Raw genomic sequence first — 25861 nt, 5'->3', positions numbered from 1 at the left:
AAAGACAAGGAGCATTCACTCCTTGCCTTGTATTGATCAGCTATCCCATCGTTTCAGCAGCAAACTGGCATTCACCCCGCCAAATCCAAAGCCATTGGATAGCGCATATTCGATAGCCATAGGTCGGGCCGTAAGCCTTATCATATTCATGCCGGACGCAGCATCATCAGGTTTATGCAGATTTAATGTCGGTGGCGCTATTTGTTCGCGAAGCGCCTGAATAGTAAATATTGCCTCTATGCCTCCGGCTGCCCCGAGCAAATGCCCTGTAGCCGATTTCGTTGAACTAATCGCAACCTGATGATTGTTGAAAAGGTCGCGAATTGCAGCTAACTCCCCCTTATCGCCCACTTGCGTTGAAGTAGCATGTGCGTTGATATGCTGAACCTTTTCCGGCGCAATGCCGGCCTGTTTTAGCGCCGCTTCCATGGCACGCCGTGCACCGTTGCCATCTTCTGGCCCTGCCGTAAGATGATAAGCATCGGCACTGGTTCCATATCCCACCAATTCCGCAAGCGGCGTCGCCCCACGGGAAAGCGCATGTTCCAGTGATTCGATAACCAGCAATCCCGCACCTTCACCCATCACAAAACCATCCCTGTCCTGATCAAACGGACGAGATGCTTCTGCAGGATGTTCATTAAACCCTGATGACAAGGCTTTGGCTGCGGCGAATCCGGCAAGACTAACCCGGTGGATTGCAGCCTCACTTCCCCCACACAAAGCAACGTCAGCTTCGCCAGCACGAATTAATCTGGCTGCATCACCGATGGCCTGCGCTCCCGCAGCACAAGCTGTCACTGGTGCACCAATCGGGCCACGAAAACCATGCGCAATGGAGACATGGCCTGCAGCCAGGTTAGCGAGAAAAGAAGGAATGGTGAAAGGGGATAACCTGCGCGGGCCGCGATGCTCGGTGGTCGTCACTGCATCGGCGATTTGGCTAAACCCACCAATGCCGGTAGCAATAATTGTTGCCGTCCTGTCTTTTGACGCTTGATCCAGAGGGTGCCAGTTCGCCTGCACCAGTGCCTCATGTGCCGCAACCAATGCAAACTCAATAAATCGATCCATTTTCTTGCGATCTTTAGCCGGAATGACGGATAAAGGATCGAAACCGTGTTGAGGATCGTCTTCAATGCCCTGTACCTGGCCTGCAACTTTGCACGGAATGTCTTCAATCATGGATTCAGGCAACCGACGCACCCCAGAATGCCCAGCGATGAGTGACTGCCAGACGTGCTGAACGCCGCAACCAAGGGGACTCACGATACCCATCCCCGTAACGACAATACGCCGCTTCAAATCATTCATATATCTCTCCTGATGTCGTCATGCTAACCATGATGGTTTCTGTTTTATGAGCGGAGTGAAGGTGTGTGAAAATACAGATAGTCCGCAAGACTAGCAGCCGGGGCTGAATTTCTGAGTGCTATCGCCCGCGTTTTTACGCTGTAGATATTCATGGCGATAGCGAATAAGAGGGGAGGCGGAAGGTCCAGGCACCATGACATACTTTTCTGGCGTGATAGGCTGCCCCGTGGCCTTATCAACCATTATCGGCTGCACCATTCGCTGGGTCTCTTTATCGACCAACTGAACCTGCCGGCCTTCAGGCGCAAAATGACGGTTACCCCATTCGGCCAGCGCCAGCATGACGGGGCGAAAATCACGGCCGCGTTCGGTCAGGTGATATTCATAACGTGGAGGGGCGCTGTTGTAACACACTTTTTCAAGCAGGCCATCTTCCACAAGCTGCTTGAGCCGGCGTGACAGAATATTTGGTGCAACGTTTGCGCTTTTCTGGAACTCATCAAAACGGGTAAAACCCGCCATAGCATCACGTAAAATCATCAGGCTCCAGCTGTCACCAATGCGCCCCAGGCTTCGGGCGATAGGACAGGGTGCTTCGCAAAGCGGCTGGTTCTTCATTCTTATCTCCAACATTATTTTGCAAAACACACTCGCATGGTAACTATCAAAATGCAAGTTACTGGTGGCGAAGTTGATTTTAAGCTGTAAAGGAATCAGACAAGCAGCATGGGATCAGTTAAGCGGTGAGCACAAAAGCTGTTCGCTGACGAAATCAATGAAGGCACGAATACGCGTACTGACCGCTCTGTCGCTGTAATAAACGGCGCTGAAAGGCATTTCGACAGGAAGACGTTTATCGGCAAGAACTTCAACCAGTTCGCCGCTTTTAAGTTCTTTATTGATCATGTAATCCGACAAACAGGCTATACCATTACCGCTCAGACAGAGCTGTTTTAGCGTTTCTCCACTGTTTGATGTTAACCCACATTCAGCCTCATATAACTGCCCATCACCGGATGCTATAGGCCAGGTATTTAATGACACCGGCTCAGTGAATCCCAGGCACACATGTTTTTCCAGGTCAGTCACCTTTCCTGGCTTACCGTTACGGGCAAGATAGTCTGGTGAGGCAATCATTTTACGATAGCTGCTGAACAGAGGGCGGGCGCGCAGACTGGAATCAGTCAATTTACCCACCCGGATAGCGACATCAACTTTTCGCTCAATCAAATTAATGAATGTTTCGCTGGAGACCAGTGATAGCGTAATTTCCGGGTAGCGCTCGCGAAAGGGCTTGATCATCGGCATCAGGAAATGGAGCATGACGGGCGTGGCAGCATCAATGCGCAGCATGCCTCGCGGCGTTAGTTTCGCTTCCATTACTTCAGTCTCTGCTGCCGCCATTTCCTGCAGCACCCCCTGAATCCGTCGAAAATAACGCTCACCCTCTTCAGTGAGGCTAAGCTGACGAGTAGTGCGGTTAAGAAGGTTAACGCCCAGTTTGCTCTCCAGTTTTTTTACCGCCCGACTGACGGCTGAGTTTGCCTGACCGAGTCGTTCAGCCGCGCGGCTAAAGCTACCGCTCTCGACGACGGCAACGAAAATAGTGAGTTCTTCAGAGCTGGCTTTCATTGTTGCACCTGTAGCAATAGTTAGCGCTTATTATAAATACCCTTGCATTTAATCACGCTCTGCCTGGTACAGCCACATTTCAAATGTTGATGAGCACTTACTTACTTGAAACTGGTTCTTTTCTGTCATTCAACGTTGAAACTCTGCGCTAAAATCCCTATAACTGAATGACTACTCCATGCGATGGAGGGTTCGTGAAGAGGTCAGAATCTGAAAGTGCCGAAGAATACCTATGCCATGCGATACGTTGCCGGACAGCCTGCGGAGCGCATTATGCCGCCCGGGTCGTTTGCGACTATCGGTAAGGCGTTGCCCGCTGGCGTACCTTTGAGCAGCGAAGACAAAATTCGCGTTCTGGTATGGAATATCTTCAAACAACAGCGGGCGGAGTGGCTGTCGGTACTGCAAAACTTTGGTAAAGATGCTCATCTCGTCTTGTTACAAGAAGCGCAAACGACGCCAGAACTGGTCAGGTTTGCGACCACTAACTATCTCGCTGCCGACCAGGTTCCCGCCTTTGTCTTGCCACAACATCCCTCGGGTGTCATGACGCTTTCCTCCGCCCATCCGGTCTATTGTTGCCCTTTGCGTGAGCGTGAGCCTATTTTACGTCTGGCAAAATCGGCGCTGGTAACGGTTTACCCCTTACCCGATATGCGCAATTTGATGGTGGTCAATGTACATGCGGTGAACTTCAGCCTTGGGGTGGATGTATACAGTAAACAGCTGCTGCCGATTGGTGACCAGATCCTGCGCCATAATGGCCCGGTTATCATGGCGGGTGACTTTAATGCCTGGAGTCGCCCACGTATGAATGCGCTGTTTCGCTTCTCACGCGAAATGTCTCTGCGGCAGGTACGTTTTACTGATGACAATCGCCGCCGGGCGTTTGGTCGTCCTCTGGATTTTGTTTTTTATCGCGGTCTGAACGTGCACGAAGCGTCAGTGCTGGTGACCCGCGCCTCCGATCATAATCCGCTACTCGTAGAATTCAGTCCCGGCAAGCCTGAGTAATAATGGTGTGTCAGGTCTGCCGTCGGGCAGGCCATATGCACTGGTGCTGCCCTTTCTTCTCACTCAATAAGGACAACACAATGACTACAGGTTCCCATCATGACAATGTCGAAAAACAGTTTGGCGATCGGGCCAATGCCTATTTAACCAGCGCTGTGCATGCTTCCGGGCGCGATTTACAGCGTCTGGCAGAGCGTCTCAGCGCATTTCCGCATGCGCATGTCCTGGATATGGGATGTGGCGCTGGGCATGCGAGCTTTGCTGCCGCAGGTCAGGCAGCACAGGTCACGGCTTACGATCTCTCCAGTCAAATGCTGGAGGTGGTAGCCGCTGCGGCAAAGGAGAAGGGGCTGAGCAATGTTATGACGCGTCAGGGATATGCTGAAGCTCTGCCGTTTGAGAACGAATCGTTCGACGTCGTAATCAGTCGCTATTCTGCACACCACTGGCACGATGTCGGGCAGGCGCTGCGGGAAGTGAGGCGTGTTCTGAAGCCCGGCGGCACGGTCATAATTATGGATATTATGTCCCCCGGCCACCCGGTGCGTGATATCTGGCTGCAGACCATTGAAGCGCTGCGCGATACTTCACATGTACGAAACTATTCCAGCGGTGAGTGGCTGACGTTGTTGAACGACGCCGGACTGGTCACCCGCAATCTCATTACCGATCGTCTGACGCTGGAGTTTAGCTCCTGGATTGCACGTATGCGTACGCCGAAAACGCTGAGCGATGCGATCAGAATGTATCAACAAAGTGCCTCTACGGAGGTGAAGAATTATTTTGAGCTGACCGGGGATGGGTCATTTGCCAGTGATACCATCATGGCGGAAGCAGTGAAAATCGCATAATAAAAAAGGCACCGGGGGAGCGGTGCCTTTTTTGCTTAAGCCTGTTTATCAGGAGTCCGGCGAACTGCTGTTGTTCACAAACAACGTCAGCTGATCGCCTGGCCGCAGATTCGCTGTATCACTGTTCCAACGCATCACGTCCTGGATATTAACGCCGTGACGCTTAGCGATACTGGAGAGCGAATCTCCTTTGCGTACGCGGTAAGTAATGCTGTCAGCATTGCTGGCAAGACGCTGCGCGCTTGTACCTGCACCTACTGTCAGATTCTGACCTACCTTCAGGTTTGCTCCGCGCAGACTGTTCCATTGCTGGAGGTCTTTCGCGGTGACACCCAGGCGTGAAGCAATGCCGGATAATGTATCACCTGAACGTACTTTATAGCTGCGGCTGCTCAATGGCGTATTGTCCGCAACTAACGTTGGCTGGACAGCAGCAATTTCACCGGATGCCAGAGACTCACGCAGTTGATCGGCGTGTTTCTGCGGCACCATAACGTATTGCGGCCCGCTTGCACCTAAGGTTGACCCCTTAACGCCAGCGTTAAAGGTCTTAAGTTTGCTTACCGAAATACCAGCCATATCCGCCAACTGACCAACCTCTACAGGGCTGCTCAATCTGACTCGCGCCAACGCACGACTTTCGTCTGACGAAGGCAGGCTTACACCGTACTGTTTGCTGTTTTTAAGTATGTCACTCAACGCCAGCATTTTTGGTACGTAAATTTTGGTTTCCTGTGGCAGTGAAAGCGACCAGAAATCCGTGGGTTTACCCCGCGCTTTATTCGCTTTCATTGCCTTCAGTACACGACCCTCACCGCTGTTATAAGCCGCGACGGTTAACAGCCAGTCGCCATCAAACATGCGATTTAAACGCTGCATCATGTCGAGCGCGGCGGTTGTAGAGGCCACAACGTCACGACGCGCATCGTAGCTGCGAGTCTGTTTTAAACCATAATTACGACCCGTGCTCGGTATGATCTGCCAAATGCCAGCGGCGTTACGACCAGACGTTGCGTGTGGGTCAAAAGCGCTCTCCACTATGGGTAGTAGTACCAGTTCCATGGGCATGTTACGTTTTTTAACTTGCCCTGCTATCCAGTACATATACGGCTCTGCCCGTAAAGTTACATCGTGGAGATAGCTCTTATTTCTCAAATACTTCTGTTTCTGCTCGCGAATCCGGGTATTTTCCGGAATTCCCATCTTTAGCTCGTCGCTTATGGAAGCCCACAAGTCCTGTTCCTGCCCGGAGAGTGTCCCATCGTCCATCCACCGTGCCTGACTTGTAAACTTCCCTGCTTCCCCTTGACCAGCTGCAGAAAGGCTCTGTGCGTGCTGTTGTACGGCGCCATCGTGGTTAGACGACTGGCACCCCACAAGCAGGACAGAGGCGAATAATATCGCTTTTGCCTTCATGTGTGTGTCAATAGTTGCTTAAAAGACGAGCGATCATAACGGCGAAGTTTTAAAAAGGCAACCCGCAATTGTCAGAAGTTATCTTTCTTTGACCTTAACCAGCCAAATCGCGCATTAGCTTGTTGCAACTTTGTTTCTTTATTTATTACATCAATTAAATCAGTATCTTGTGTGCGTAAAAATATATTAATTTCACGCTCTTTTTTCAGAGTTGTGGGGAGTGTTTTTTGGTTTTTTGCACGTAACTCATTAACTTTTCGATAATATTCGTTAAGGTCCCGATCGTGCGGAAGGAGGCTCAAAGCAAACTTAATATTCCCTAAAGTATATTCATGTGCGCAACAAATAAGCGTATCTTCGGGAAGCGCATCAATCTTACAAAATGAGTCAAACATCTGATCTGCTGTGCCTTCGAAGAGCCGTCCACAGCCGCCAGAAAACATCGTATCGCCACAGAAAAGATAAGGTGCGCTAAAGTAACAGATATGTCCTAAAGTGTGACCTGGCGTGTGAATGACGCTGAAACTCAGCCCCAGCACATCGAGTTGATCCCCTTCACCAACAATCTTGTTTGCCCCTTTATTTCGTGTTTCCGCCGGGCCATACACCGCCAGCTCCGGGAACGTCTTCAGGAGATCTTTTACCCCGCCGACATGATCGTTGTGATGATGAGTGAGCAGGATGGCCTGCGGTTTCCAGCCATTTTCTTCAATGGCTTGCAGCACCGGGGCGGATTCACCCGGGTCGACAATCAGGCATCGGCCCTCATCTTCACTCAACACCCAGATGTAGTTGTCCTGAAAAGCGGGAATACTGGTAAGATTCATAAATACCTCTCAAAGCGTAGCGGAAGGTTGTGATGAAACCGGCAAGGACTCCTCGTAAATATACAGCACCAACCCAATGGGCAGAGCTGCCTAAAGGAGTGCATTACCGCGAAGCACTGGAAAAGCAACTTAAGCCATGGTTTGCAAAAATGTATGGGTTTCATTTGCTTAAGATTGGCAATCTCAGCGCGGAAATCAATGCCGAAAGTTGCGCTATCTCCCATCAGGTCAATGTGTCACTGACCGGTGAACCGGCTCATGTTCGTGCCGATCCTTTGCATTTACCGTTTGCGGCGAAGTCAGTCGATGCATGCTTACTGGCGCACACGTTGCCCTGGTGCCCGGATCCCCATCGACTTTTGCAGGAAGTAGATCGTGTATTGATCGATGATGGTTGGCTTGTGATCAGCGGTTTTAACCCGGTGAGTCTGTTAGGAATCGGCAAAATGATCCCGGTGATTCGGCGTTCATCTTCGGTCAGAAGCCGCATGTTTACATTGATGCGCCAGTTGGACTGGCTTGCACTGCTCAATTTTGAAGTAATGCATTACAGCCGTTTTCATGTGCTTCCCTGGACGAAACAGGGCGGCAAGTTGCTTGGTACGCACTTGCCAGCACTTGGCTGTATGCAGTTGATTGTCGCCCGTAAGCGTACGATTCCGCTTACGCCCACGCCAATGAAGATGCGCCGGAGCAAATCCCAGGTACGGCAGACGGTGGGGGCAACCAGGCAGACGCGTCAGCCCTGATTTTCGGTCTGATAACCGACGTCGTCACGGGTCGGACTCATGGCGGCGGCGCGTGCCAGTTCATCGCAGCGTTCGTTCTCCGGGTGGCCCGCATGTCCTTTAACCCATTCCCATTTGATTTGGTGCTGTCCAAGCGCAGCATCAAGGCGTTTCCACAGATCGACATTTTTAACCGGTTTCTTTTCTGCCGTTTTCCAGCCGCGTTTTTTCCAGTTGTGGATCCACTGGGTTATCCCCTGGCGAACGTACTGGCTGTCGGTACTGAGGGTCACTTCGCAATGTTCTTTCAGCGCTTCAAGGGCAACGATGGCGGCCATCAGTTCCATGCGATTGTTAGTCGTAAGGTGGTACCCTGCGCTGAACAATTTTTCATTCCCGCGATAACGTAAAATCGCGCCATAGCCACCGGGCCCTGGATTACCCAGGCAAGAACCGTCGGTGAAAATTTCTACCTGCTTGAGCATCTCTGGTAGACTTCCTGTATTAGAAATCGATATGTAAAACGACAAGTCTGACATAAATGACCGCTATGAGCACTGCAATTACACGCCAGATCGTTCTTGATACCGAAACCACCGGTATGAACCAAATCGGCGCCCATTACGAAGGGCACAAAATCATTGAGATAGGTGCCGTCGAGGTGATTAACCGTCGACTGACCGGTAACAACTATCACATCTACCTCAAACCCGACCGCCTGGTTGATCCTGAAGCGTTTGGCGTACACGGTATTGCCGATGAGTTTTTGCTGGATAAACCGGTGTTTGGTGATATCGCTGATGACTTTATTGACTACATCCGTGGTGCCGAACTGGTCATTCATAACGCGTCGTTTGATATCGGCTTTCTGGACTATGAATTCAGTAAACTTAACCGCGATATTCCTAAGACCAGCAGCTTCTGTAAGGTCACGGACAGCCTTGCACTCGCCCGTAAGATGTTCCCTGGCAAGCGTAACAGTCTGGATGCACTCTGTTCACGCTACGAAATAGACAACAGTAAACGTACGCTGCACGGCGCATTACTCGATTCCCAGATTCTGGCTGATGTCTATCTGCTGATGACCGGCGGACAAACTCTGATGTCCTTTTCCACTGAGAGAGAAGGACAGCAGCAGGGAGATGTTGGTGGAATTCAACGTGTTGTTCGCAAGGCGAGCCAGTTAAAGGTAGTTTTAGCCAGTGATGAGGAGTTGCTGAACCACGAATCGCGTCTTGATCTGGTGCAAAAGAAGGGTGGAAGCTGCCTCTGGCGCGCGTAACGCCTTCACTTTTGTCGAGAAAACGGTCCGTTGGGTTGTTTTTGCAGCAAACGATACAAATCGTCAGAAAAAGCGTTGACGGCCCTGAACACAATACGTAATATGCGCCTCGTTCCCCAACGGGAACATCGCGGAGCGGTAGTTCAGTCGGTTAGAATACCTGCCTGTCACGCAGGGGGTCGCGGGTTCGAGTCCCGTCCGTTCCGCCAACATTTAATTCGGGTGTTTTTAACATCTGATAAGTAAAAAAACCGCAACGTTGCAAAACGGATGCGGTTTTTTTTCGTCTGCACGTCAGGTCATAAAAGAAAGCCCGAACTCAAGCCCGGGCTTTTTAACATTTACTCTTTCGCCGTTACGCGGCGTGGGGCAAATCCCTCGCTCACCCCTTCGCGATCGTGACGCGCAATCCAGCGGTAGCTCACGCCGCCGAGGAACACCCCGATAAACCAGCTGAAATTCGCCACCTCATGCAGTGATGGAATAAAGCTAATGACAAGACACACGGCGACGGAGGGAATCAGGGCCACCACCGCTTTGGGGTTAATGCCATTTTTGTACCAGTAGCGCCCGGTCGGAGAGACGGTAAACAGATCGTCGACAAACACTTTCCCGCGTTTAATCAGGTAAAAATCCGCCAGCAGAATACCGAACAACGGTCCGATAAAAGAGCCCAGCACGTCCAGGGTGTAATGGATCAATTCCGGTGACTGGAACAGATTCCATGGCGTCAGCAGCACGGAACCCACTGCGGCAATCATCCCACCGGTGCGGAAGCTGATCTTCTGCGGTGAGCAGTTAGAGAAGTCAAAAGCCGGAGAAACGAAGTTCGCCACGATGTTGATCCCAATAGTCGCAATGATCATAGTCAGCAGACCAATCGCCATGGCCAGACTGTTGCCAACATGGCTGACGGTTTCGATAGGATCGGTGATCATCTTGCCGAACAGCGACTGTGTACCTGAAACGATCACCACGGTGACAATAGAGAACAGCAGGAAGTTAAACGGCAGGCCCCAGCGGTTTCCCCGGCGGATTTCCTGCATGCTTTTTCCGTAACGGGAGAAGTCGCCAAAGTTCAGCAGCGGGCCGGAGAAGTAGGAGACCACCAGTGCGGTCGCGGTGATCATCTGCCAGGTCTGCTCCCCGGCGGTCAGCTCTTTACTGGCAAGCGTAAATGAGATGCCATCAAAGCCGGTTTGCGAGAGGATCCACCCCGCCAGCGCCAGCATCACCACGTAGACCGCAGGCCCTGCGACATCAATAAAGCGCTTAATGGCGCTCATCCCATGCCAGAACACCAGCGCCTGTAAAACCCACATAATCCCAAAGCAAATCCAACCTAAATGCGACAGGCCCAGAAAATGCCCTTCGGTCATCGGCGCTAACGATGGCCAGAATTTCAGCGCCACCAGCATCAGGGCGTTCGCTGCCAGGTAAGTTTGAATACCGTACCAGGCAAAAGCGATCAGGCCGCGAATGACCGCCGGAATGTTGGCGCCGAATACGCCAAAGGCCTGGCGGCAGATAACGGCATAAGGTACGCCTGCCATTTGGCTGGGTTTGGCGACCAGGTTGGCGCACAACTGCACTATGCAAATACCTAACAGCAGGCAGATCAGCACCTGCCAACTGGCGAGGCCGAGGGCGAAGAAGCTCGCAGCCACCACGTAACCGCCCATGCTGTGAACATCGGACATCCAGAAAGAGAAGATGTTGTACCACGTCCAGTTCTGATCCCGCGTAGGAGCCAGGTCGTCGTTGGTGAGCCGGGGGCTGTAGCTGTCTTTATAATTTGGTTCAAGGTTTGGCATGGAATCTGCTCCTCTGAATACAGATTGTGACGTTATGTCTGCCATCATGTGTTGCATGAACCAGGCCAGGTTTTAATTTTATGTATACAAAATACTTTAATGTCGTATACAAAATGATAAGTAAAACGCAACAAAGGAATTTCAGAATGAAGCCACAGACGGGGCTACAGACCCCAGCAGATCTGGAAGACAAAGAAAATGTCATCTGGCAGTCACTGATGACCGCCATCGTTGAACATCAGCTGCCGCCCGGCAGTAAATTACCGGAAGAGGCGCTGGCGGATGTGTTCGGCGTCAGCCGTACCGGGATTCGCAAGGTACTGACGCGCCTTGCAACGGTGCAAATGGTCACCATCGCGCCCAGACGTGGTGCATTCGTCGCAAAACCTGATATTGATGAATCAAAATCTATCTTCTCTACCCGCAAAATGATCGAGTGCGCCAACCTGCCGCAGGTGCTGGCGCATTTACAGCCGCCACATCTGGCGGGTCTGGAAAAAATCATTGCTCAGGAAGACGAGGCACATCAGGCGCATGACGGTGCCGCCGCCATCCGCCATTCCGCCGCGTTCCACATCCAGTTGCAGGCCATTTCTGGTAATGCGGTGGTGACCGACATTGTGACCACGCTTGCTCAGCGCTCTTCGCTGGTGATCGCCGCCTGGGGGGCGCCCTGGCAGCAGGGATGCCGCTGCGACGATCATGACAAACTGATCGAGTTACTGCGTAAGAAAGATCTCCCGGCGCTCAGCCATGCGCTATCGCATCACTTCGATCATATTGTCTCCAGTCTCAGTTTTGAGCGCGGGGGCGAGGTCCTTCCCGACTTTACGCGTCTGTTCGGCGCAGCAGGTACACAGTCATGACAGCAATTTGTATACAGGTCATCAATCCTAATACCAGCCCGGAGATGACCCACACCATCGCCAGCGCGGCCCGCAGCGTTGCCGCACCGGGCACCACCATTCTGGCGAGCTGCCCGAGCCAGGGCGTGGAATCCATAGAAGGGCACTTCGATGAGGCTATCGCTGCCATTGGCGTGCTGGAACAAATCAAGTACGGCCAGGCGCAGGGGGCCCAGGGGCACGTCATTGCCTGCTTTGGCGATCCGGGACTACTGGCCGCCCGCGAGCTGGCAAGCGGACCGGTGGTTGGGATTGCGGAAGCGGCAATGCACGTGGCAACGCTTGTCGCCACGCGCTTTTCCATTGTCACCACGCTGCCACGGACGGTAATCATCGCCCGTCATTTATTGCAGCAATACGGTTTTGAAAACCATTGCGCGGCGCTGCATGCGATCGATTTACCGGTGCTGGCGTTAGAAGATGGCACGGGTCTTGCTCAACAAAAGGTACGCGAGCGTTGTATACAAGCCAAACGGGAAGACCATAGCGGTGCAATTGTGCTCGGTTGCGGTGGAATGGCGAACCTGGCGCAGGAACTGACGCAGGAGCTGGGCATACCGGTGATTGACGGCGTTACGGCGGCGGTGAAGATGGTGGAATCCCTCGTCGGGCTGGGACTTGGCACCAGCAAATATGGCGATCTCGCGTATCCCAATAAAAAGCCGCTCTCAGGATGCTTCGAAATGTTGAACTGAGGGCGGCCCCAAAATGAGGTCTAATCAGCATGCATTCAGAGACGGACAAGCCTGTCTGGCACTTTACTGCCAACTACCCGCGCGATTTGGCGGGGTACGCTGGTCATCCTCCCCATGCGCAGTGGCCTGGCGGCGCGCGCATTGCCGTGCAGTTTGTCCTTAATTTCGAAGAGGGCGGTGAGAATCATGTGTTACATGGTGACGCAGGTTCTGAGCAGTTCCTGTCTGATATCATCGGCGCTGCCAGTTATCCGGCGGTCCATATGTCGATGGATTCGCTGTATGAATATGGCTCGCGCGCGGGTTTTTGGCGCATTCATAATGAATTTCAGAAACGTGGTTTGCCGCTGACGGTATTTGGCGTAGCGATGGCGCTGGCGCGTAACCCCGAGATTGTCGCAGCGATCAAAGCGGCAGATTACGATGTGGTCAGCCATGGCTGGCGCTGGATCCACTACCAGGATCTTGATATTCAGACCGAGCGTCAGCACATGCAGCAGGCGCTGGAGATCCTCACCACGCTATTTGGCAAAGCACCGCTCGGTTGGTACACCGGGCGCGACAGCCCGAATACCCGCAAGCTGGTGGTAGAGCAGGGGGGCCTGCTCTATGACAGCGACTACTACGGCGACGATCTCCCGTTCTGGACGACGGTCGATAAAAAGCCCCATCTGATTGTGCCCTATACCCTCGATGCTAACGATATGCGCTTTGCCACCGCGCAAGGGTTTAACACTGCCGAGCAGTTTTATACCTATCTGAAAGACAGTTTCGATGTGTTGTATGAAGAGGGGGCGACCGCGCCGAAGATGATGTCGATTGGCATGCACTGTCGGCTGCTGGGGCGACCCGGAAGATTCAGGGCGTTACAGCGTTTTCTTGATTATGTGCAGGGGCATGAAGGTGTATGGATTTGCCGCCGCCAGGAGATAGCCGAGCACTGGATGAAAGTGCATCCGTATACCACCGAGTGAGTTTTCACCCTCTCCCCTTGGGGTGAGGGATCCCCATAAAATAATACGAGCACGGACAGTTCCCTCGCCCCACCGGGGAGAGGGCCAGGGTGAGGGGAAACATGCGGCTCTGAGGGTCATTCCGTTCACCTTATGTTCCTTGCTTTTCTATCGCTCCAGAACCCGTGAACGTGCCAGGGTGGTTCACCGCCACCACCCTGGCGACCCGGGCTCCCGGCCAGGAAAATCGCCGCTGGCGCGGTCCACTCAGCGTATTCCTTCAGGCTTATCGGGGACGGGCGAAGGTAACGTCCGTGTAAAGTCGCCCTCGCCGCGCATCCCTGCGCGTCGCCCCGGCCTTACGGATACGCTTCGTCGATTTTCAGCCGGACCCAGTCATCGCGGTGACAGTTTTATTCTCATGGCACGATGTTATCGCTGCAAAAAGTAATATCTCTGAGGAGTCCTCAGCCCTGAAAGGGAGCAAACCATCCACCTCAACCCATCAAGCTCACATGTGCGGCCACAATCCGCCAGCCGTAGGGAAACTTCACCCAGGTCTGCATCTGGCGGCCCACGCGCTCGCTGTTCTCACGGGTAAACTCGGTGCTCGCCACCGCCATATCTTCGCCGTAAGTGGTGATTGTGGTATTGCGCAGTAGCCTGTCCAGCCCGGCAGACGGACGCGCATTGCGAAACGCACGAATGGCCTCTATGCCGTACAAATTTTCCGTTGCGCCATAACGCACCGTGCGGGAATCGGCCCAGAACAGCTCATCCAGCACCTGTACATCATTACCGATCAGCGCCTGCTCATAGCGGTAAAACGCGGCGGTAACCTCATTCAACACCGCCGGGCGGTCGATATGTTCTCTGTTCATCATGCATCCTGTGAGTAAAGAATACCGGCCTGCTCCAGTCGCCACGCGGCCTGTAAGCAGCGTGACTCTTGCCAGGGCGCGGCTATTAATTGTACGCCAATCGGTAATCCCGACGCCGTTCTTACCGGCACGGTGACTACCGGCAGTCCGAGAAACGAAACAGGCTGCGTCAGCATGCCCATACTGGCTTTGACCGGCAGATCCATATGGTTGATGTGCATCGTCTGGGCGCCAATCGGCGTCGCGCAGCATGGCGTAGCGGGGGCCAGCAACAGATCGACTCCCTCAAACAGCGGCAGGGTATTATCCCGAAACCAGGCGCGAAAACGCTGGGCCTGCATGTACCAGGCGGAGGGCGTCATGGCGCCTGCCAGTAAACGTTCACGGGAGTTGAGCTCAAACGCCTGCCAGTCGGTCCGCAGCGCGGGCAGATAGTGGTTTCCGCCTTCGGCGGCAGAAAGCAAAAAGGCGGCACTACGGGCCAGTTCCGCCTCCGGTAACACCACCGCCTGCTCCGCCTCCAGCGCCCGCGCCACCGTGGCAACGGCGTGACGTGCATCGTCGTCACACCAGGTGGTGAAATAGCCTTCCAGCACCGCACATCGTAAAGGCTCCCTGGCGCTAAGCGTGGGCAAAGCCGCGGTCGTTACGCGCTCAGACTGCCAGCGGTCTTCTACATCGTGCCCCTGGAGGGCGTCATACACGCAGGCCAGATCCTCCACGCCGCGCGCCAGCGGGCCAATGTGATCCAGGCTGGCGACAAACGGATGGCTGCCGGAACGGGACAAGCGCCCGAAGGTGGGTTTGAGCCCCAAAATTCCACACAACGAGGCGGGGACGCGAATAGAGCCGTTGGTGTCCGTGCCCAGCGAGAAGTTGACCATTCCGGCCGCCACGGCGGCGGCGGAACCACCGGACGAACCGCCCGCAACGCGGGAGGGATCGCGTGGATTGCGCGTTGCCCCGTAATAGCTGTTTTCAGTGGTAAAGCCATAGGCATAGGCGTCCATATTCAGCGTGCCTGCCAGCATCGCACCGGCCTGCTTCAGCTTGCGCAGGGCAAAGGCATCTTTCTCAGCAGGCGGCTGCGTGCTGAACAGCTTCGCGCCAGCCAGCGTCGTCACGCCGTCCACATCAAACAAATTCTTCACTGCGTAAGGCACGCCGGCGAGGGGCGGCAGTGTGTCACCGGCAGCCAGACGGGCGTCGATGTTTGCCGCTTCGTTTAACATGCGCGCGTCGGTGACGCCCGTAAACGCGTTAATCAGCGGGTTCGTCTGCTCAATATGCGTCAGTGATTGTTGCGCCAGTTCGCGGGCGCTGAAGGTTTTTGCCCGTAAGCCTTGCTGAATTTCCCGAATGGACAGATTCATAGCCGATACTCTCCTGCGCCTTCCTGACGGTGCGGGAGGGGAAAGGCCATCAGTGGTGCCGCCATCGCCGCGATGCGCGTCAGTTGCACTTCCAGCTCAGCACGGCGGGCATCATCCAGCGGTACCGCCAGCAGTTGCTCCATCAGCCGGATATAGGTCGGCCAGTCAAAGGTATTCTCCGTCATCATTGCTCCTTAAAAACCGGCGGCGCTGCCGTTACTGCGTGGATCGAATGCCCCTTCGAGCATCCCGTTAGGGTGGCGTACAATCGCGCCTGCATGCCCGGTGGCTTCGCTCAGGCCCGGCAGCCACTCCACCTCATGCCCGAGGTCGAGCAGCGCCTGCCAGGTTTCATCGCTAAAACCGCGTTCAAGTTTCAGGCTGTCGGAAGCCTGGCCCCAGGTACGGCCCAGCAGCCATCGCGGGGCGCATACTGCCGCCTGCAGAGGCATATTTTGCAGGATATGCCGGGTAAATATGGCCGCCTGGGTCTGCGGTTGACCGTCTCCCCCCATGGTGCCGTAGACCATAGTCCGGCCATCTTTCAGGCGTGCGGCGGCGGGGTTCAGCGTATGGAAAGGCTGTTTGCCCGGCACCAGTGTGAGCAGGTGATCGGGGTCGAGGCTGAACGCTGCCCCCCGGTTTTGCAGCAGTACGCCGCTTTCCGGCAGCACAACGCCGCTGCCAAACTCGTGGTAAATGCTCTGAATAAACGATACCGCCAGCCCGTTTTTATCCACTACGCCCATCCAGACGGTGTCGCCGGGGCCTTTACCTTTGCCCCAGGGCGCCGCACGGGATTCATCAATGCTGGCGGCCAGAGCTTCCAGTGGGGTCTGCTCCAGCAGGCTTTGCACCGGCAGGGTGACATGGCGAGGATCGGTAATGTAGCGGTCACGCAGGCCGAAGGCTTTTTTGGTGGCCTCCACGATGCGGTGGATGGTCTGGACTTCGGTTGCCTGCGCCATCTCCAGGTGGTCGGTGATGCCAAGGATCGCCAGCGAGACCAGCCCCTGCGTCGGCGGCGTCATATTGAAGACCTCGCCCTGGCTATGTGCCAGACGCAGCGGCACGCGGCGATGGGCACGATGGGCCGCCAAATCGGCAGCGGTCAGCGGTAAACCCAGTTCGTGCATCTCGCTGGCGATCTGTTCCGCCAGCGCCCCTCGATAAAAACTGTCCAGCCCTTCGGTCGCAAGGCGGGTCAGGGTACGGGCCAGACGCGGCTGGCAGAAACGGCTGCCCGCCAAAGGCACCTTGCCCTCCACCAAAAACGTCTCGGCGAAGCCGGAAACATCCACCAGTTCGGGGTATTTACTCTCGGTGGCACTGGCCTGAGATTGGGTGACAGGGATCCCGTCACTGGCGTAACGGATCGCATCCGCCAGCAGGCGTGACAGCGGCAATGATCCGCCGCCGAGGGAGGCGGAATAATTGAGCGCTTCATCCCAACCGCTCAGCGTCCCCGGTACGGTGAGGGCCGCCAGCGGGCCACGATGCGGAATGTGTGTGTGCCCGGCGTAAAAATCCAGCGTGGCCTTCTGCCCGGCGGAACCGCTGGCATCAATTGCCAGCGGTTCCCCTTCGGGGGGGACGATAAGCCAGAATCCGTCGCCGCCGATCCCGTTCATATGCGGATAAACCACCGCGATGGTAGAGGCGGCGGCCACCATCGCTTCAATGGCGTTGCCGCCGTGACGCAGCACCGACAATGCCGACTCGCTGGCAAGGTGGTGGGGCGTTACCGCCATCCCGGAAGGGGCCATATTACTTTGCATCGTCAGGCTCTCTTTTTTGATTCAGTCAGTGAGTTAAGCAAGAGCTGTTCCAGATTGACGATAAGCGATTCACTGTGTCAGCTTAGAGTGAAACAAAAGTTGCAGGAGGGGCTATGCAGCAGTTAGATACGCGCTTGCGTGAGTGCTACAGCGAATTATCGCCGCAGGAACAGCGGGTTGCTTCGTTCATCATGGATCATTTCGACGATCTGGTGAGCTATAACAGCGCCGAACTGGCGCGTCTGAGCGGGGTGTCCAAGGCCACCGTCAGCCGTCTGTTTAAGCGCCTTGGCTATGATCGTTTCAAAGAGATGCGCGACGAGCTACGCACCCTGCGCCAGAGCGGAATGCCGCTTACCGATAACCGCGACGCGGTACAGGGCAATACGCTGCTGGCGCGACACTACAAACAGGAAATGGCGAACCTGACCCAGTGGGTTAATACCCTCGATGCCGGACAGTTTGCCGACATAGTACAGGCCCTGGGCCAGGCGCAACGGGTCTATATTCTGGGCCTCAGAAACAGCGCGCCGGTGGCGCTACACCTGCGCCAACAGCTCATGCAAAGCCGTGGGCAGGTCTATGTGATGCCGCAGCCGGGCCAGACGCTGGCGGAAGAGCTGGTGGATATTACCCCGGCGGATCTGGTGGTGGTGGTCGCCTTTCGTCGTCGCCCCCGCGTGATCCGCCCGGTGCTTGAAGCGCTGCAAAAACAGGGAGTGCCAGCGGTTGCCATCAGTGAGCCACAGGCCGCAGGCATGACCACGCTGGCCCGCTGGCATCTGGGCGTGCCTCTCGACAGCGTTTCAGCGTTTGACAGCTACAGCGGGGCGATGAGCCTGGTTAATCTGCTCGCCAACGCCTTATTACATAACGCCCTGACCGAGGGTCGCCAGCGTATTCATCAGATAGCCTCTTTGTATACAGAGCTGGATGAACTGGAGCAGCGCTAGCGCACCGTCATGGTGCTTGTGCACCTTGATGGCGGTCGCTAATGGCGCAAATGATATCGCGTAGACAGCGCAAAAAAAGAGCGAATTCCACTGGTTCCTGAGCTGGCGTGAACTCTGCGTGTGTGGCACATTAGTTGCAGAAAATTATCTTAAGAATCTTTTGTTTCATCATTCCCGCTTTTGTATACCAAAGGACGCGCTTATGTTTGATTCTCAGCACTGTTTGCAAATCAACCCACCGCATCGCCTGCTCATGGGGCCTGGCCCGATTAATGCTGACCCGCGCGTCCTGCGCGCCATGGCGAGCCAACTGGTGGGCCAGTACGATCCGGTGATGACTGGCTACATGAATGAAGTGATGTCTCTCTACCGGGGGGTATTCCGCACTGAAAACCACTGGACTATGCTGGTGGATGGCACTTCCCGTGCCGGGATTGAAGCCGTGCTGGTCTCCGCGATTCGTCCGGGTGACAAGGTGCTGGTGCCGGTGTTTGGGCGCTTTGGGCATCTGCTGTGTGAGATTGCCCGTCGTTGCCGTGCAGAAGTTCACACCATCGAAGTACCGTGGGGCGAAGTCTTTACCCCAGATCGGATTGAAGATGCCATTAAGCAGGTGAAACCGCGCCTGTTGCTGACCGTGCAGGGCGACACCTCCACCACCTTGCTGCAGCCGCTGGAGCAGCTTGGCGATATTTGTCGTCGTCACGGGGTGCTGTTTTATACCGATGCGACCGCCTCGCTCGGTGGCAACGCGCTGGAAACCGATGCCTGGGGGCTGGATGCCGTCTCCGCCGGGCTGCAAAAATGCCTCGGCGGCCCGTCAGGTAGCTCGCCCATCACCCTCAGTCCACAAATGGAAGCGGTGATTCGTGCGCGTAAATGCGTGGAACAGGGGATCCGCACCGACACCCATCGCGATGGCGATGACGAGATGATCTACTCCAACTATTTCGATCTCGGTATGGTGATGGATTACTGGGGACCAGAGCGCTTGAACCACCACACTGAAGCTACCAGTATGCTGTTCGCCGCCCGCGAATGCGCCCGCATTATGCTCGAAGAGGGGATGGACGCGCTGATTGCCCGTCATGCACTGCACGGTCGCGCCATGCTGGCCGGCATTCAGGGCATGGGGCTGGACGTCTTTGGCGACATTCGCCACAAAATGAACAACGTGCTCGGCGTGGTTATCCCTGCTGCTGTTCACGGCGAAGAGGTGCGTAAGTGCCTGTTGGATGATTTCCACATCGAGATTGGCACCTCGTTTGGCCCGCTGCAGGGCAAAATCTGGCGTATCGGCACCATGGGCTACAACGCCCGCAAAGACTGCGTGCTGCAAACCCTGACCGCACTTGAAGCGGTGCTCAATCGCCTCGGCTTCCGAACCGTGCAGGGTGAGGGGATGCAGGCAGCATGGAACGTCTACGAAGGGGCGGTGTGATGATGACCGCCGATGAGGCTGACCGCGCCGCGCAGCGGGTGATGGCGCGTTGTGATGTGCTCGCAACGATCAGTGAGACGCCGGGCCAGCTTACCCGAGTCTATCTCTCCCCGGAGCATATGCGCGCCAACGCGCTAGTTGCTCAGTGGATGGAAGAGGCGGGCATGCTCACCTGGCAGGACGCGGTGGGAAATATTTGCGGACGCTACGACGCTGCCGGTGAAGGTGCGCCGGCAGTGTTACTGGGTTCACATCTCGATACGGTGCGTAATGCCGGGCGCTACGACGGTATGCTTGGCGTGCTGACCGCCATCGAGGTCGTCGACAGTTTGCATCGCCAGGGCCTTCACGGTGAACAGGCGGTGGAAATTATCGGCTTTGCTGATGAAGAGGGAACGCGGTTTAACATTACGCTCTTGGGGAGTCGTGGGCTGACCGGAACATGGCCTGCGGGCTGGCTTGAGTGCCAGGACGCACAGGGGGTGAGCGTGGCGCAGGCGATGGTCAACGTCGGGCTCGACCCATCTCGCATCTTGATGGCTGAGCGAGCAACCGAGGAATTCTCCGCTTACCTGGAGCTGCACATTGAGCAGGGCCCGGTGCTGGAGCAGGCGGATGTCCCCCTTGGTGTTGTCACTGCCATTAACGGTGCCCGCAGGCTCACCTGCTGCTTTACCGGAGAGGCTGGCCACGCGGGAACGGTGCCGATGGCTCATCGACATGACGCGCTAACCGCGGCCGCGCAGTGGATAGCCTTTGTAGAGCAAAAGACGCGGGAATCCGGCCCGGAGCAGGTGGCGACCGTGGGGACCTTGCAGTGTGAACCGGGTGCGGTGAACGTGATCCCCGGTGCCGTGACGCTGACCCTGGACATTCGTAGCCCTGATGACGATCGGCGCGAGATGTTGCTGAACGCCTTGCTGGACGAAGCCGAACGCATCGCGGCTCAGCGGGGGCTGTCGTTCAGCCATGACGTTTTCTATACCATCGCCGCCACCCCGTGCGATGCGAGGCTGCGTGAGGTGTTAGCCGGCGCGGTTAGCGAAGTGCAGGGCCGGGCGCTATGGCTGCCCAGCGGGGCCGGCCATGATGCGATAGCCGTTGCCGAACGCTGGCCGTCAGCGATGTTATTTGTGCGTTGCGACAAAGGAATCAGCCATCACCCGGCTGAACGTGTGCAGATGGAAGATGTTGCAAAAGCGCTACAGGCTTACAGCGCGGCGGTGAGCAAGCTGATTTAGTGCGGTGCAGCCAGTGACCCTCACCCTGTCCCTCTCCCTGAGGGCTGAGGGATCCCCACAAAATAATACGAGCACGGACAGTCCCCTCTCCCCGTGGGAGAGGGTTAGGGTGAGGGGAAACATGCGGCTCTGAGGGTCATTCCGTTCACCTTATGTTCCTTGCTTTTCTATAACGCCAGAACCGGTGAACGTGCCAGGGCGGTTCACCGCCACCGCCCTGGCGACCCGGGCTCCCGGCCAGGAAAATCGCCGCTGGCGCGGTTCACTACGCATATTCCTTCAGGCTTATCGGGGACGGGCGAAGGTAACGTCCGTGTAAAGTCGCCCTCGCCGCGCATCCCTGCGCGTCGCCCCGGCCTTGCGGATACGCTTCGCCGATTTTCAGCCGGACCCTGTCATCGCGGTGACTGTTTTATTCTCATTGGGCAATATTATCGCTGTAAAACGTAATATTATTGGGGATTCCTCAGCCCTAAAGCGGACAGGGTGAGGGGAACAGACAGATCCAGGGTGAAAAACTCACCCTAACGTAAACGGATCAGCGTCCTGCCAGGCGGGGAACTTCTCGCGGTACTCTTTCAGCGCGGTCAGCGACAGCTCGGCGTCAATACGCGTGGCCTGATGCGGCTCCGCCGTGGCAATCACTTCACCCTGCGGGTTAATGACACGGCTGTCGCCACGATAGTGATGCCCGTTACCGTCGGTTCCCACGCGATTGCACCCTGCCACATAAGCCTGGTTTTCGATCGCACGGGCCACCAGCAGTGACTGCCAGTGCAGCGAGCGCGGTGCGGGCCAGTTCGCCACATACAGGGCCAGATCGTAATCATCGCGATTGCGTGACCAGACCGGGAAACGTAGGTCGTAGCAGACCAGCGGCAGGATCCGCCAGCCACGCCATGCAAAGACCACCCGTTCGTTACCCGCTTCATAGTGATGATGCTCATCGGCCATACGGAACAGATGGCGTTTATCGTAAAAATGCACCTGGCCTTCCGGCTCCACCAGCAGGAAACGGTTCACCGGGCCGCGTTCGGTTTGCAGTGCGGCGCTACCGGCAATCAGGGCATTGGTCTGTTGCGCTTTGGTTTGCATCCAGAGAATGACATCGGCCTCGGGCAGCGACTGTTTTGCTGCTTCCATGGCAAAGCCCGTAGTGAACATCTCCGGCAGTACGATGACATCACGCCCGGTAATCTCTTCCAGTTGGCGATCGAAGTGGCGCAAGTTCGCTGGGCCATCCATCCAGACCAGCGGTTGTTGTAGCAACGTTAATTTTAAACCCGGCATGATTAAGCTCTCCTGAAACAGCATTTTTACACTGTAGCACGAGAAAATGAGACGCTGGGGGAATAAAAAACCCCGCACGAAGCGGGGTCAGAATCTCGTAAGGCGTAGATTAAGCGGCTTGTGGTTTACGTACTTTTTCTTCCGGCTTTACCGGCTGGGTCGCCAGTTCCTCCGGCTCGAAGTCATCCACGTTGATGCTACGCAGGCGGCTGATTTCGGCCTTATGCAGAATGTCGGCTTCATCCTGGTTAATAAGCCCACCGGCCAGCGCCTGCTTCGCCAGGGCATCCAGGCGAGTAAACGGCAGGTTTTTACCCAGCTCTTTGCAAATACGCTGATGAATCGGGTCGGCGGCCATCACATCCAGCAACGCTTCTTCCAACAGGCCCACCGGGTTATGTTCGCTCGGCGCCAGGTACTGACCACGACCAATACGTGAGCGGGTCGCGCAAGGCGTTTGCAGAATTTTCGCCACCTGATGATCAAGATGATCGGACGGGGCAAAGTAATGACGCCCGGTCGGGAAAATCACCACCCGCAGCAGGCCGGCCACGATGCGGTTCGGGAAGTTGGCCAGCAGGTCATCCATCGCCTGTTCCGCTTTGTAGAGCGCATCCTGCACGCCCCAGTGCACCAGCGGTAAGTCCATCTCATTGCGGCCTTCATCGTCATAGCGTTTCAGCGTCGCAGAGGCGAGGAAGGTCTGACTCAGAATGTCGCCCAGGCGCGCCGAGATGCGTTCGCGGCGTTTCAGGCTGCCGCCGAGCACCGCCATCGACACGTCCGACAGCAGCGCAAGGTTGGCGCTCAGGCGGTTGAGGTGCTGATAGTAGCGTTTGGTGGCGTCATGGGTTGGCGTCGCGCTGGTCAGCCCACGAGTCAGACCGAGCCAGAAGCTGCGCATTTCATTGCTACCAACGTGACCGATATGTTTGAACAGCAGTTTATCGAAGGCATCAACATCGTTGTTTTGCGCAGCCGCCATCTCTTCAAGCACATACGGATGGCAACGAATGGCCCCCTGACCAAAGATCATCATGCTGCGGGTCAGGATGTTCGCGCCTTCCACGGTGATGGCGATCGGTGACCCCTGGTAAGCACGCGCAAGGAAGTTACCTTCACCCAGCATAATGCCTTTACCGCCCGCGATATCCATTGCATCGATAATGGACTGCTGACCACGGTGGGTGCAGTGATACTTCACGATAGCGGAGAGCACCGCCGGTTTTTCACCGAGCATAATGCCGTAAGTGATAAGCGACGCAGCGGCGTCCATCACGTAGGCGTTACCCCCGATACGTGCCAGCGGCTCTTCGATGCCTTCCATCTTGCCGATAGCCACTTTGAACTGGCGGCGAATATGGGCGTAAGCACCAATTCCCAGTGCGACCGATTTCAGGCCGCCTGTAGAGTTAGAAGGCAGCGTAATGCCACGGCCAACGGAGAGGCACTCCACCAGCATACGCCAGCCCTGTCCGGCCATTTTCGGGCCACCGATGATGTAATCAATCGGCACAAAGATATCCTCGCCGCGCGTCGGGCCGTTCTGGAACGGTACGTTAAGCGGGAAGTGGCGGCGACCAATCTCTACGCCCGGCGTGTTGGTGGGAATGAGCGCACAGGTAATGCCGAGCTCTTCTTCACCGCCCAGCAGTTTGTTCGGGTCGGAAAGTTTAAAGGCCAGTCCCAACACCGTCGCGATAGGCGCCAGCGTAATGTAACGTTTGTTCCAGGTCAGGCGCATACCCAGCACCTGCTCGCCCTGCCAGTCGCCCATACAGACGACACCGGTATCGGGGATCGCACCGGCATCAGAACCGGCTTCCGGGCTGGTCAATGCAAAGCAGGGGATTTCCAGCCCACGCGCCAGGCGTGGCAGGTAATGATCTTTTTGCTCTTCCGTACCGTAGTGTTGCAGCAGTTCGCCCGGTCCTAAAGAGTTCGGTACGCCAACCGTGATGGCCAGAATGCCAGAGACGCCGGAGAGTTTTTGCAGTACGCGAGACTGCGCATAGGCAGAGAATTCCAGCCCACCGTACTCTTTCTTGATGATCATCGCGAAGAAGCGATGCTCTTTCAGGAAGGCCCACAGTTCCGGCGGCAGATCCGCCATCTCATGGGTGATCTGGAAGTCGTTTGCCATCCGGCAGGCTTCTTCCACCGGCCCGTCAATAAAGGCTTGCTCTTCCGCGGTCAGACGCGGTTGCGGGTAGTTGTGCAGTTTTTTCCAGTCCGGGTTACCGCGGAACAGATCGCCTTCCCACCAGGTGGTACCCGCGTCGATCGCTTCTTTCTCGGTGCGGGACATGGGCGGCATGACTTTACGAAAGCCGCGGAACACCGGGGCGGAAATCAGCGATTTGCGCATCGGTACTACGTTGAACGGCACAAGGATAATGGCCAGCGGCACCAATACCCAGATAGACCACAGGCCGGAAGCGCCGAGAAGGGCTGTCCATGCCAGCAGGATTGCGCTGCTGAGCAGTAAACTCACCCGGTGGTAAAACAGCACCCCGATAAGAACGACTGTTGCGATAAGACTCAAAATCATCATAGAGAAAAGCTCCCTGGCTTGTAGGAGGTCTGACCACTTGTGATGATAAGGTTTTAGTGGATGTTATTTCTTTTAGCAATGTGTTTACAAAATAATTACAACCTGGTTCACATTGTTGGGGTGAATTGTGGCACGAAAAACGAAAACACCGGGTGATATGTATGGCTTTGGCTTCTCGCTGATGATCCTATCCGGTAAACTGCGCTCGAGAATTTACATTCATACTGTTTACTGAAGGATATCCTCATGTACCAGGATTTGATTCGTAACGAATTAAACGAAGCCGCCGAAACCTTGGCTAACTTCCTTAAAGACGACGCCAATATTCATGCTATCCAGCGTGCTGCGGTTTTGCTGGCTGACAGTTTTAAAGCCGGTGGCAAAGTGCTCTCCTGCGGTAACGGCGGCTCCCATTGCGATGCGATGCACTTCGCGGAAGAACTCACCGGACGCTACCGTGAAAACCGCCCAGGCTACCCTGGCATTGCCATTTCCGACGTCAGTCATCTCTCCTGTGTGAGCAACGACTTCGGTTACGATCACGTCTTCTCTCGTTACGTGGAAGCGGTGGGTCGCTCGGGCGATGTCCTGCTGGGGATTTCCACTTCCGGTAACTCAGCGAACGTCATTAAAGCGATTGATGCTGCGCGCGCGCAGGGCATGAAAGTCATCACCCTGACCGGGAAAGATGGCGGCAAAATGGCAGGGACTGCGGATATCGAGATTCGTGTGCCGCATTTCGGTTATGCTGACCGTATTCAGGAAATTCACATTAAAGTGATTCACATCCTGATCCTGCTTATCGAAAAAGAGATGGAAAAAGCCTAAGAAGGCTATTTTATTTGCCGTTTTGAACCTGGGCAGTGCCCAAAATCCTCACGTACTCTGTGTACGCGCCGGTTTTTGCGCGCTGTCCGTG

Annotated in this window: 24 protein-coding genes and 1 tRNA gene; 12 read left to right on the top strand and 13 right to left on the bottom strand. The window is 55.5% G+C overall.

The window, feature by feature from the left end; translation table 11 throughout:
* Positions 1 to 36 precede the first annotated feature (36 nt).
* The 3 genes from fabF to yafC form a co-directional block, all read right to left on the bottom strand.
* Positions 37 to 1314 carry a beta-ketoacyl-ACP synthase II gene (gene fabF, locus ACUY4Q_RS19670; RefSeq protein WP_458044378.1) on the bottom strand — a complete coding sequence of 426 codons (1278 nt, stop codon included), beginning with the start codon at positions 1312 to 1314 and terminating at the stop codon, positions 37 to 39.
* A gap of 90 nt (positions 1315 to 1404) precedes the next feature.
* Positions 1405 to 1932: a winged helix-turn-helix transcriptional regulator gene (locus ACUY4Q_RS19665; RefSeq protein WP_458044377.1), complete on the bottom strand. Its 528-nt coding sequence runs from the start codon at positions 1930 to 1932 to the stop codon at positions 1405 to 1407.
* Between the two features lie 114 nt (positions 1933 to 2046).
* Positions 2047 to 2946 carry a DNA-binding transcriptional regulator YafC gene (gene yafC, locus ACUY4Q_RS19660; protein WP_458044376.1) on the bottom strand — a complete coding sequence of 300 codons (900 nt, stop codon included), beginning with the start codon at positions 2944 to 2946 and terminating at the stop codon, positions 2047 to 2049.
* A gap of 216 nt (positions 2947 to 3162) precedes the next feature.
* Between yafC and ACUY4Q_RS19655 the strand changes: the two genes are divergently transcribed.
* Together ACUY4Q_RS19655 and ACUY4Q_RS19650 are read left to right on the top strand one after the other, a co-directional pair.
* Positions 3163 to 3960 carry an endonuclease/exonuclease/phosphatase family protein gene (locus ACUY4Q_RS19655; protein WP_458044375.1) on the top strand — a complete coding sequence of 266 codons (798 nt, stop codon included), beginning with the start codon at positions 3163 to 3165 and terminating at the stop codon, positions 3958 to 3960.
* An 80-nt stretch (positions 3961 to 4040) separates the two neighbouring features.
* Positions 4041 to 4811, top strand: a complete 771-nt coding sequence (locus tag ACUY4Q_RS19650; RefSeq protein WP_458044374.1) for a class I SAM-dependent methyltransferase — start codon at positions 4041 to 4043, stop codon at positions 4809 to 4811.
* A gap of 48 nt (positions 4812 to 4859) precedes the next feature.
* Here the strand turns inward: ACUY4Q_RS19650 and mltD are convergent, their stop codons facing one another.
* Positions 4860 to 6227: a murein transglycosylase D gene (mltD, locus tag ACUY4Q_RS19645; protein WP_458044373.1), complete on the bottom strand. Its 1368-nt coding sequence runs from the start codon at positions 6225 to 6227 to the stop codon at positions 4860 to 4862.
* 71 nt (positions 6228 to 6298) lie between these two features.
* Entirely contained in the window at positions 6299 to 7054 is a 756-nt protein-coding gene (gene gloB / locus ACUY4Q_RS19640) for a hydroxyacylglutathione hydrolase (RefSeq protein WP_458044372.1), read from the bottom strand.
* A 32-nt stretch (positions 7055 to 7086) separates the two neighbouring features.
* Here gloB and ACUY4Q_RS19635 point away from each other — a divergent pair, with 32 nt between their 5' ends.
* The gene (locus tag ACUY4Q_RS19635) at positions 7087 to 7803 is read left to right on the top strand and encodes a class I SAM-dependent methyltransferase (RefSeq protein WP_458044371.1); all 717 of its coding nucleotides are present in this window, start codon (positions 7087 to 7089) and stop codon (positions 7801 to 7803) included.
* Here ACUY4Q_RS19635 and rnhA read toward each other — a convergent pair.
* A complete protein-coding gene (gene rnhA / locus ACUY4Q_RS19630) occupies positions 7794 to 8267 on the bottom strand; it encodes a ribonuclease HI (RefSeq protein WP_458044370.1) in 474 nt (157 codons plus the stop codon). The genes ACUY4Q_RS19635 and rnhA overlap by 10 nt on opposite strands.
* 65 nt (positions 8268 to 8332) lie before the next feature.
* Here rnhA and dnaQ point away from each other — a divergent pair, with 65 nt between their 5' ends.
* Both dnaQ and ACUY4Q_RS19620 read left to right on the top strand, forming a co-directional pair.
* Positions 8333 to 9064, top strand: a complete 732-nt coding sequence (gene dnaQ, locus ACUY4Q_RS19625) for a DNA polymerase III subunit epsilon (RefSeq protein ID WP_458044369.1) — start codon at positions 8333 to 8335, stop codon at positions 9062 to 9064.
* 132 nt (positions 9065 to 9196) lie between these two features.
* A tRNA-Asp gene (locus tag ACUY4Q_RS19620) sits at positions 9197 to 9273 on the top strand.
* 132 nt (positions 9274 to 9405) lie between these two features.
* Here ACUY4Q_RS19620 and ACUY4Q_RS19615 read toward each other — a convergent pair.
* Complete coding sequence (locus ACUY4Q_RS19615) at positions 9406 to 10878, bottom strand: NCS1 family nucleobase:cation symporter-1 (protein ID WP_458044368.1); 1473 nt, start codon at positions 10876 to 10878, stop codon at positions 9406 to 9408.
* 146 nt (positions 10879 to 11024) lie between these two features.
* On the opposite strand from ACUY4Q_RS19615, the gene ACUY4Q_RS19610 reads away from it, so the two are divergent.
* From ACUY4Q_RS19610 to puuE, 3 genes are read left to right on the top strand one after another with little or no spacing between them, the layout of a single operon-like run.
* Positions 11025 to 11744, top strand: a complete 720-nt coding sequence (locus tag ACUY4Q_RS19610) for a GntR family transcriptional regulator (protein ID WP_458044367.1) — start codon at positions 11025 to 11027, stop codon at positions 11742 to 11744.
* Positions 11741 to 12478 (top strand): aspartate/glutamate racemase family protein, encoded by a 738-nt coding sequence (locus tag ACUY4Q_RS19605; protein ID WP_458044366.1) that lies wholly within the window; start codon positions 11741 to 11743, stop codon positions 12476 to 12478. The genes ACUY4Q_RS19610 and ACUY4Q_RS19605 overlap by 4 nt, the downstream gene beginning before the upstream one ends.
* A 29-nt stretch (positions 12479 to 12507) precedes the next feature.
* The gene (gene puuE, locus ACUY4Q_RS19600) at positions 12508 to 13452 is read left to right on the top strand and encodes an allantoinase PuuE (RefSeq protein ID WP_458044365.1); all 945 of its coding nucleotides are present in this window, start codon (positions 12508 to 12510) and stop codon (positions 13450 to 13452) included.
* A gap of 476 nt (positions 13453 to 13928) precedes the next feature.
* Here puuE and hpxZ read toward each other — a convergent pair whose 3' ends face one another.
* From hpxZ to ACUY4Q_RS19580, 4 genes are read right to left on the bottom strand one after another with little or no spacing between them, the layout of a single operon-like run.
* On the bottom strand, positions 13929 to 14312 hold the full coding sequence (gene hpxZ, locus ACUY4Q_RS19595; RefSeq protein WP_458047396.1) for an oxalurate catabolism protein HpxZ: 384 nt from the start codon (positions 14310 to 14312) through the stop codon (positions 13929 to 13931).
* Positions 14312 to 15685 (bottom strand): AtzE family amidohydrolase, encoded by a 1374-nt coding sequence (locus tag ACUY4Q_RS19590; protein WP_458044364.1) that lies wholly within the window; start codon positions 15683 to 15685, stop codon positions 14312 to 14314. Before ACUY4Q_RS19590 ends, hpxZ begins: the two co-directional genes overlap by 1 nt.
* Positions 15682 to 15870 carry an oxalurate catabolism protein HpxX gene (gene hpxX, locus ACUY4Q_RS19585; protein ID WP_458047395.1) on the bottom strand — a complete coding sequence of 63 codons (189 nt, stop codon included), beginning with the start codon at positions 15868 to 15870 and terminating at the stop codon, positions 15682 to 15684. Before hpxX ends, ACUY4Q_RS19590 begins: the two co-directional genes overlap by 4 nt.
* Before the next feature lie 9 nt (positions 15871 to 15879).
* Positions 15880 to 17463: a gamma-glutamyltransferase family protein gene (locus ACUY4Q_RS19580; RefSeq protein WP_458044363.1), complete on the bottom strand. Its 1584-nt coding sequence runs from the start codon at positions 17461 to 17463 to the stop codon at positions 15880 to 15882.
* 113 nt (positions 17464 to 17576) lie between these two features.
* On the opposite strand from ACUY4Q_RS19580, the gene ACUY4Q_RS19575 reads away from it, so the two are divergent.
* The 3 genes from ACUY4Q_RS19575 (at position 17577) to hpxK (ending at position 21098) form a co-directional block, all read left to right on the top strand.
* Positions 17577 to 18416 carry a MurR/RpiR family transcriptional regulator gene (locus ACUY4Q_RS19575; RefSeq protein WP_458044362.1) on the top strand — a complete coding sequence of 280 codons (840 nt, stop codon included), beginning with the start codon at positions 17577 to 17579 and terminating at the stop codon, positions 18414 to 18416.
* 202 nt (positions 18417 to 18618) lie between these two features.
* Complete coding sequence (locus ACUY4Q_RS19570) at positions 18619 to 19857, top strand: pyridoxal-phosphate-dependent aminotransferase family protein (RefSeq protein WP_458044361.1); 1239 nt, start codon at positions 18619 to 18621, stop codon at positions 19855 to 19857.
* Positions 19857 to 21098, top strand: coding sequence for an allantoate amidohydrolase (hpxK, locus tag ACUY4Q_RS19565; RefSeq protein WP_458047394.1), 1242 nt, complete (start codon positions 19857 to 19859; stop codon positions 21096 to 21098). The genes ACUY4Q_RS19570 and hpxK overlap by 1 nt, the downstream gene beginning before the upstream one ends.
* A gap of 519 nt (positions 21099 to 21617) precedes the next feature.
* Here hpxK and ACUY4Q_RS19560 read toward each other — a convergent pair.
* Both ACUY4Q_RS19560 and fadE read right to left on the bottom strand, forming a co-directional pair.
* A complete protein-coding gene (locus ACUY4Q_RS19560) occupies positions 21618 to 22388 on the bottom strand; it encodes an amidohydrolase (protein WP_458044360.1) in 771 nt (256 codons plus the stop codon).
* A 109-nt stretch (positions 22389 to 22497) separates the two neighbouring features.
* Entirely contained in the window at positions 22498 to 24942 is a 2445-nt protein-coding gene (gene fadE / locus ACUY4Q_RS19555) for an acyl-CoA dehydrogenase FadE (protein WP_458044359.1), read from the bottom strand.
* 246 nt (positions 24943 to 25188) lie between these two features.
* Here fadE and lpcA point away from each other — a divergent pair, with 246 nt between their 5' ends.
* Complete coding sequence (gene lpcA / locus ACUY4Q_RS19550) at positions 25189 to 25770, top strand: D-sedoheptulose 7-phosphate isomerase (RefSeq protein WP_458044358.1); 582 nt, start codon at positions 25189 to 25191, stop codon at positions 25768 to 25770.
* Positions 25771 to 25861 lie beyond the last annotated feature (91 nt).

The organism is Phytobacter cepae (assembly GCF_054165735.1).
This window is presented reverse-complemented; position numbering and strand designations above follow the sequence as displayed.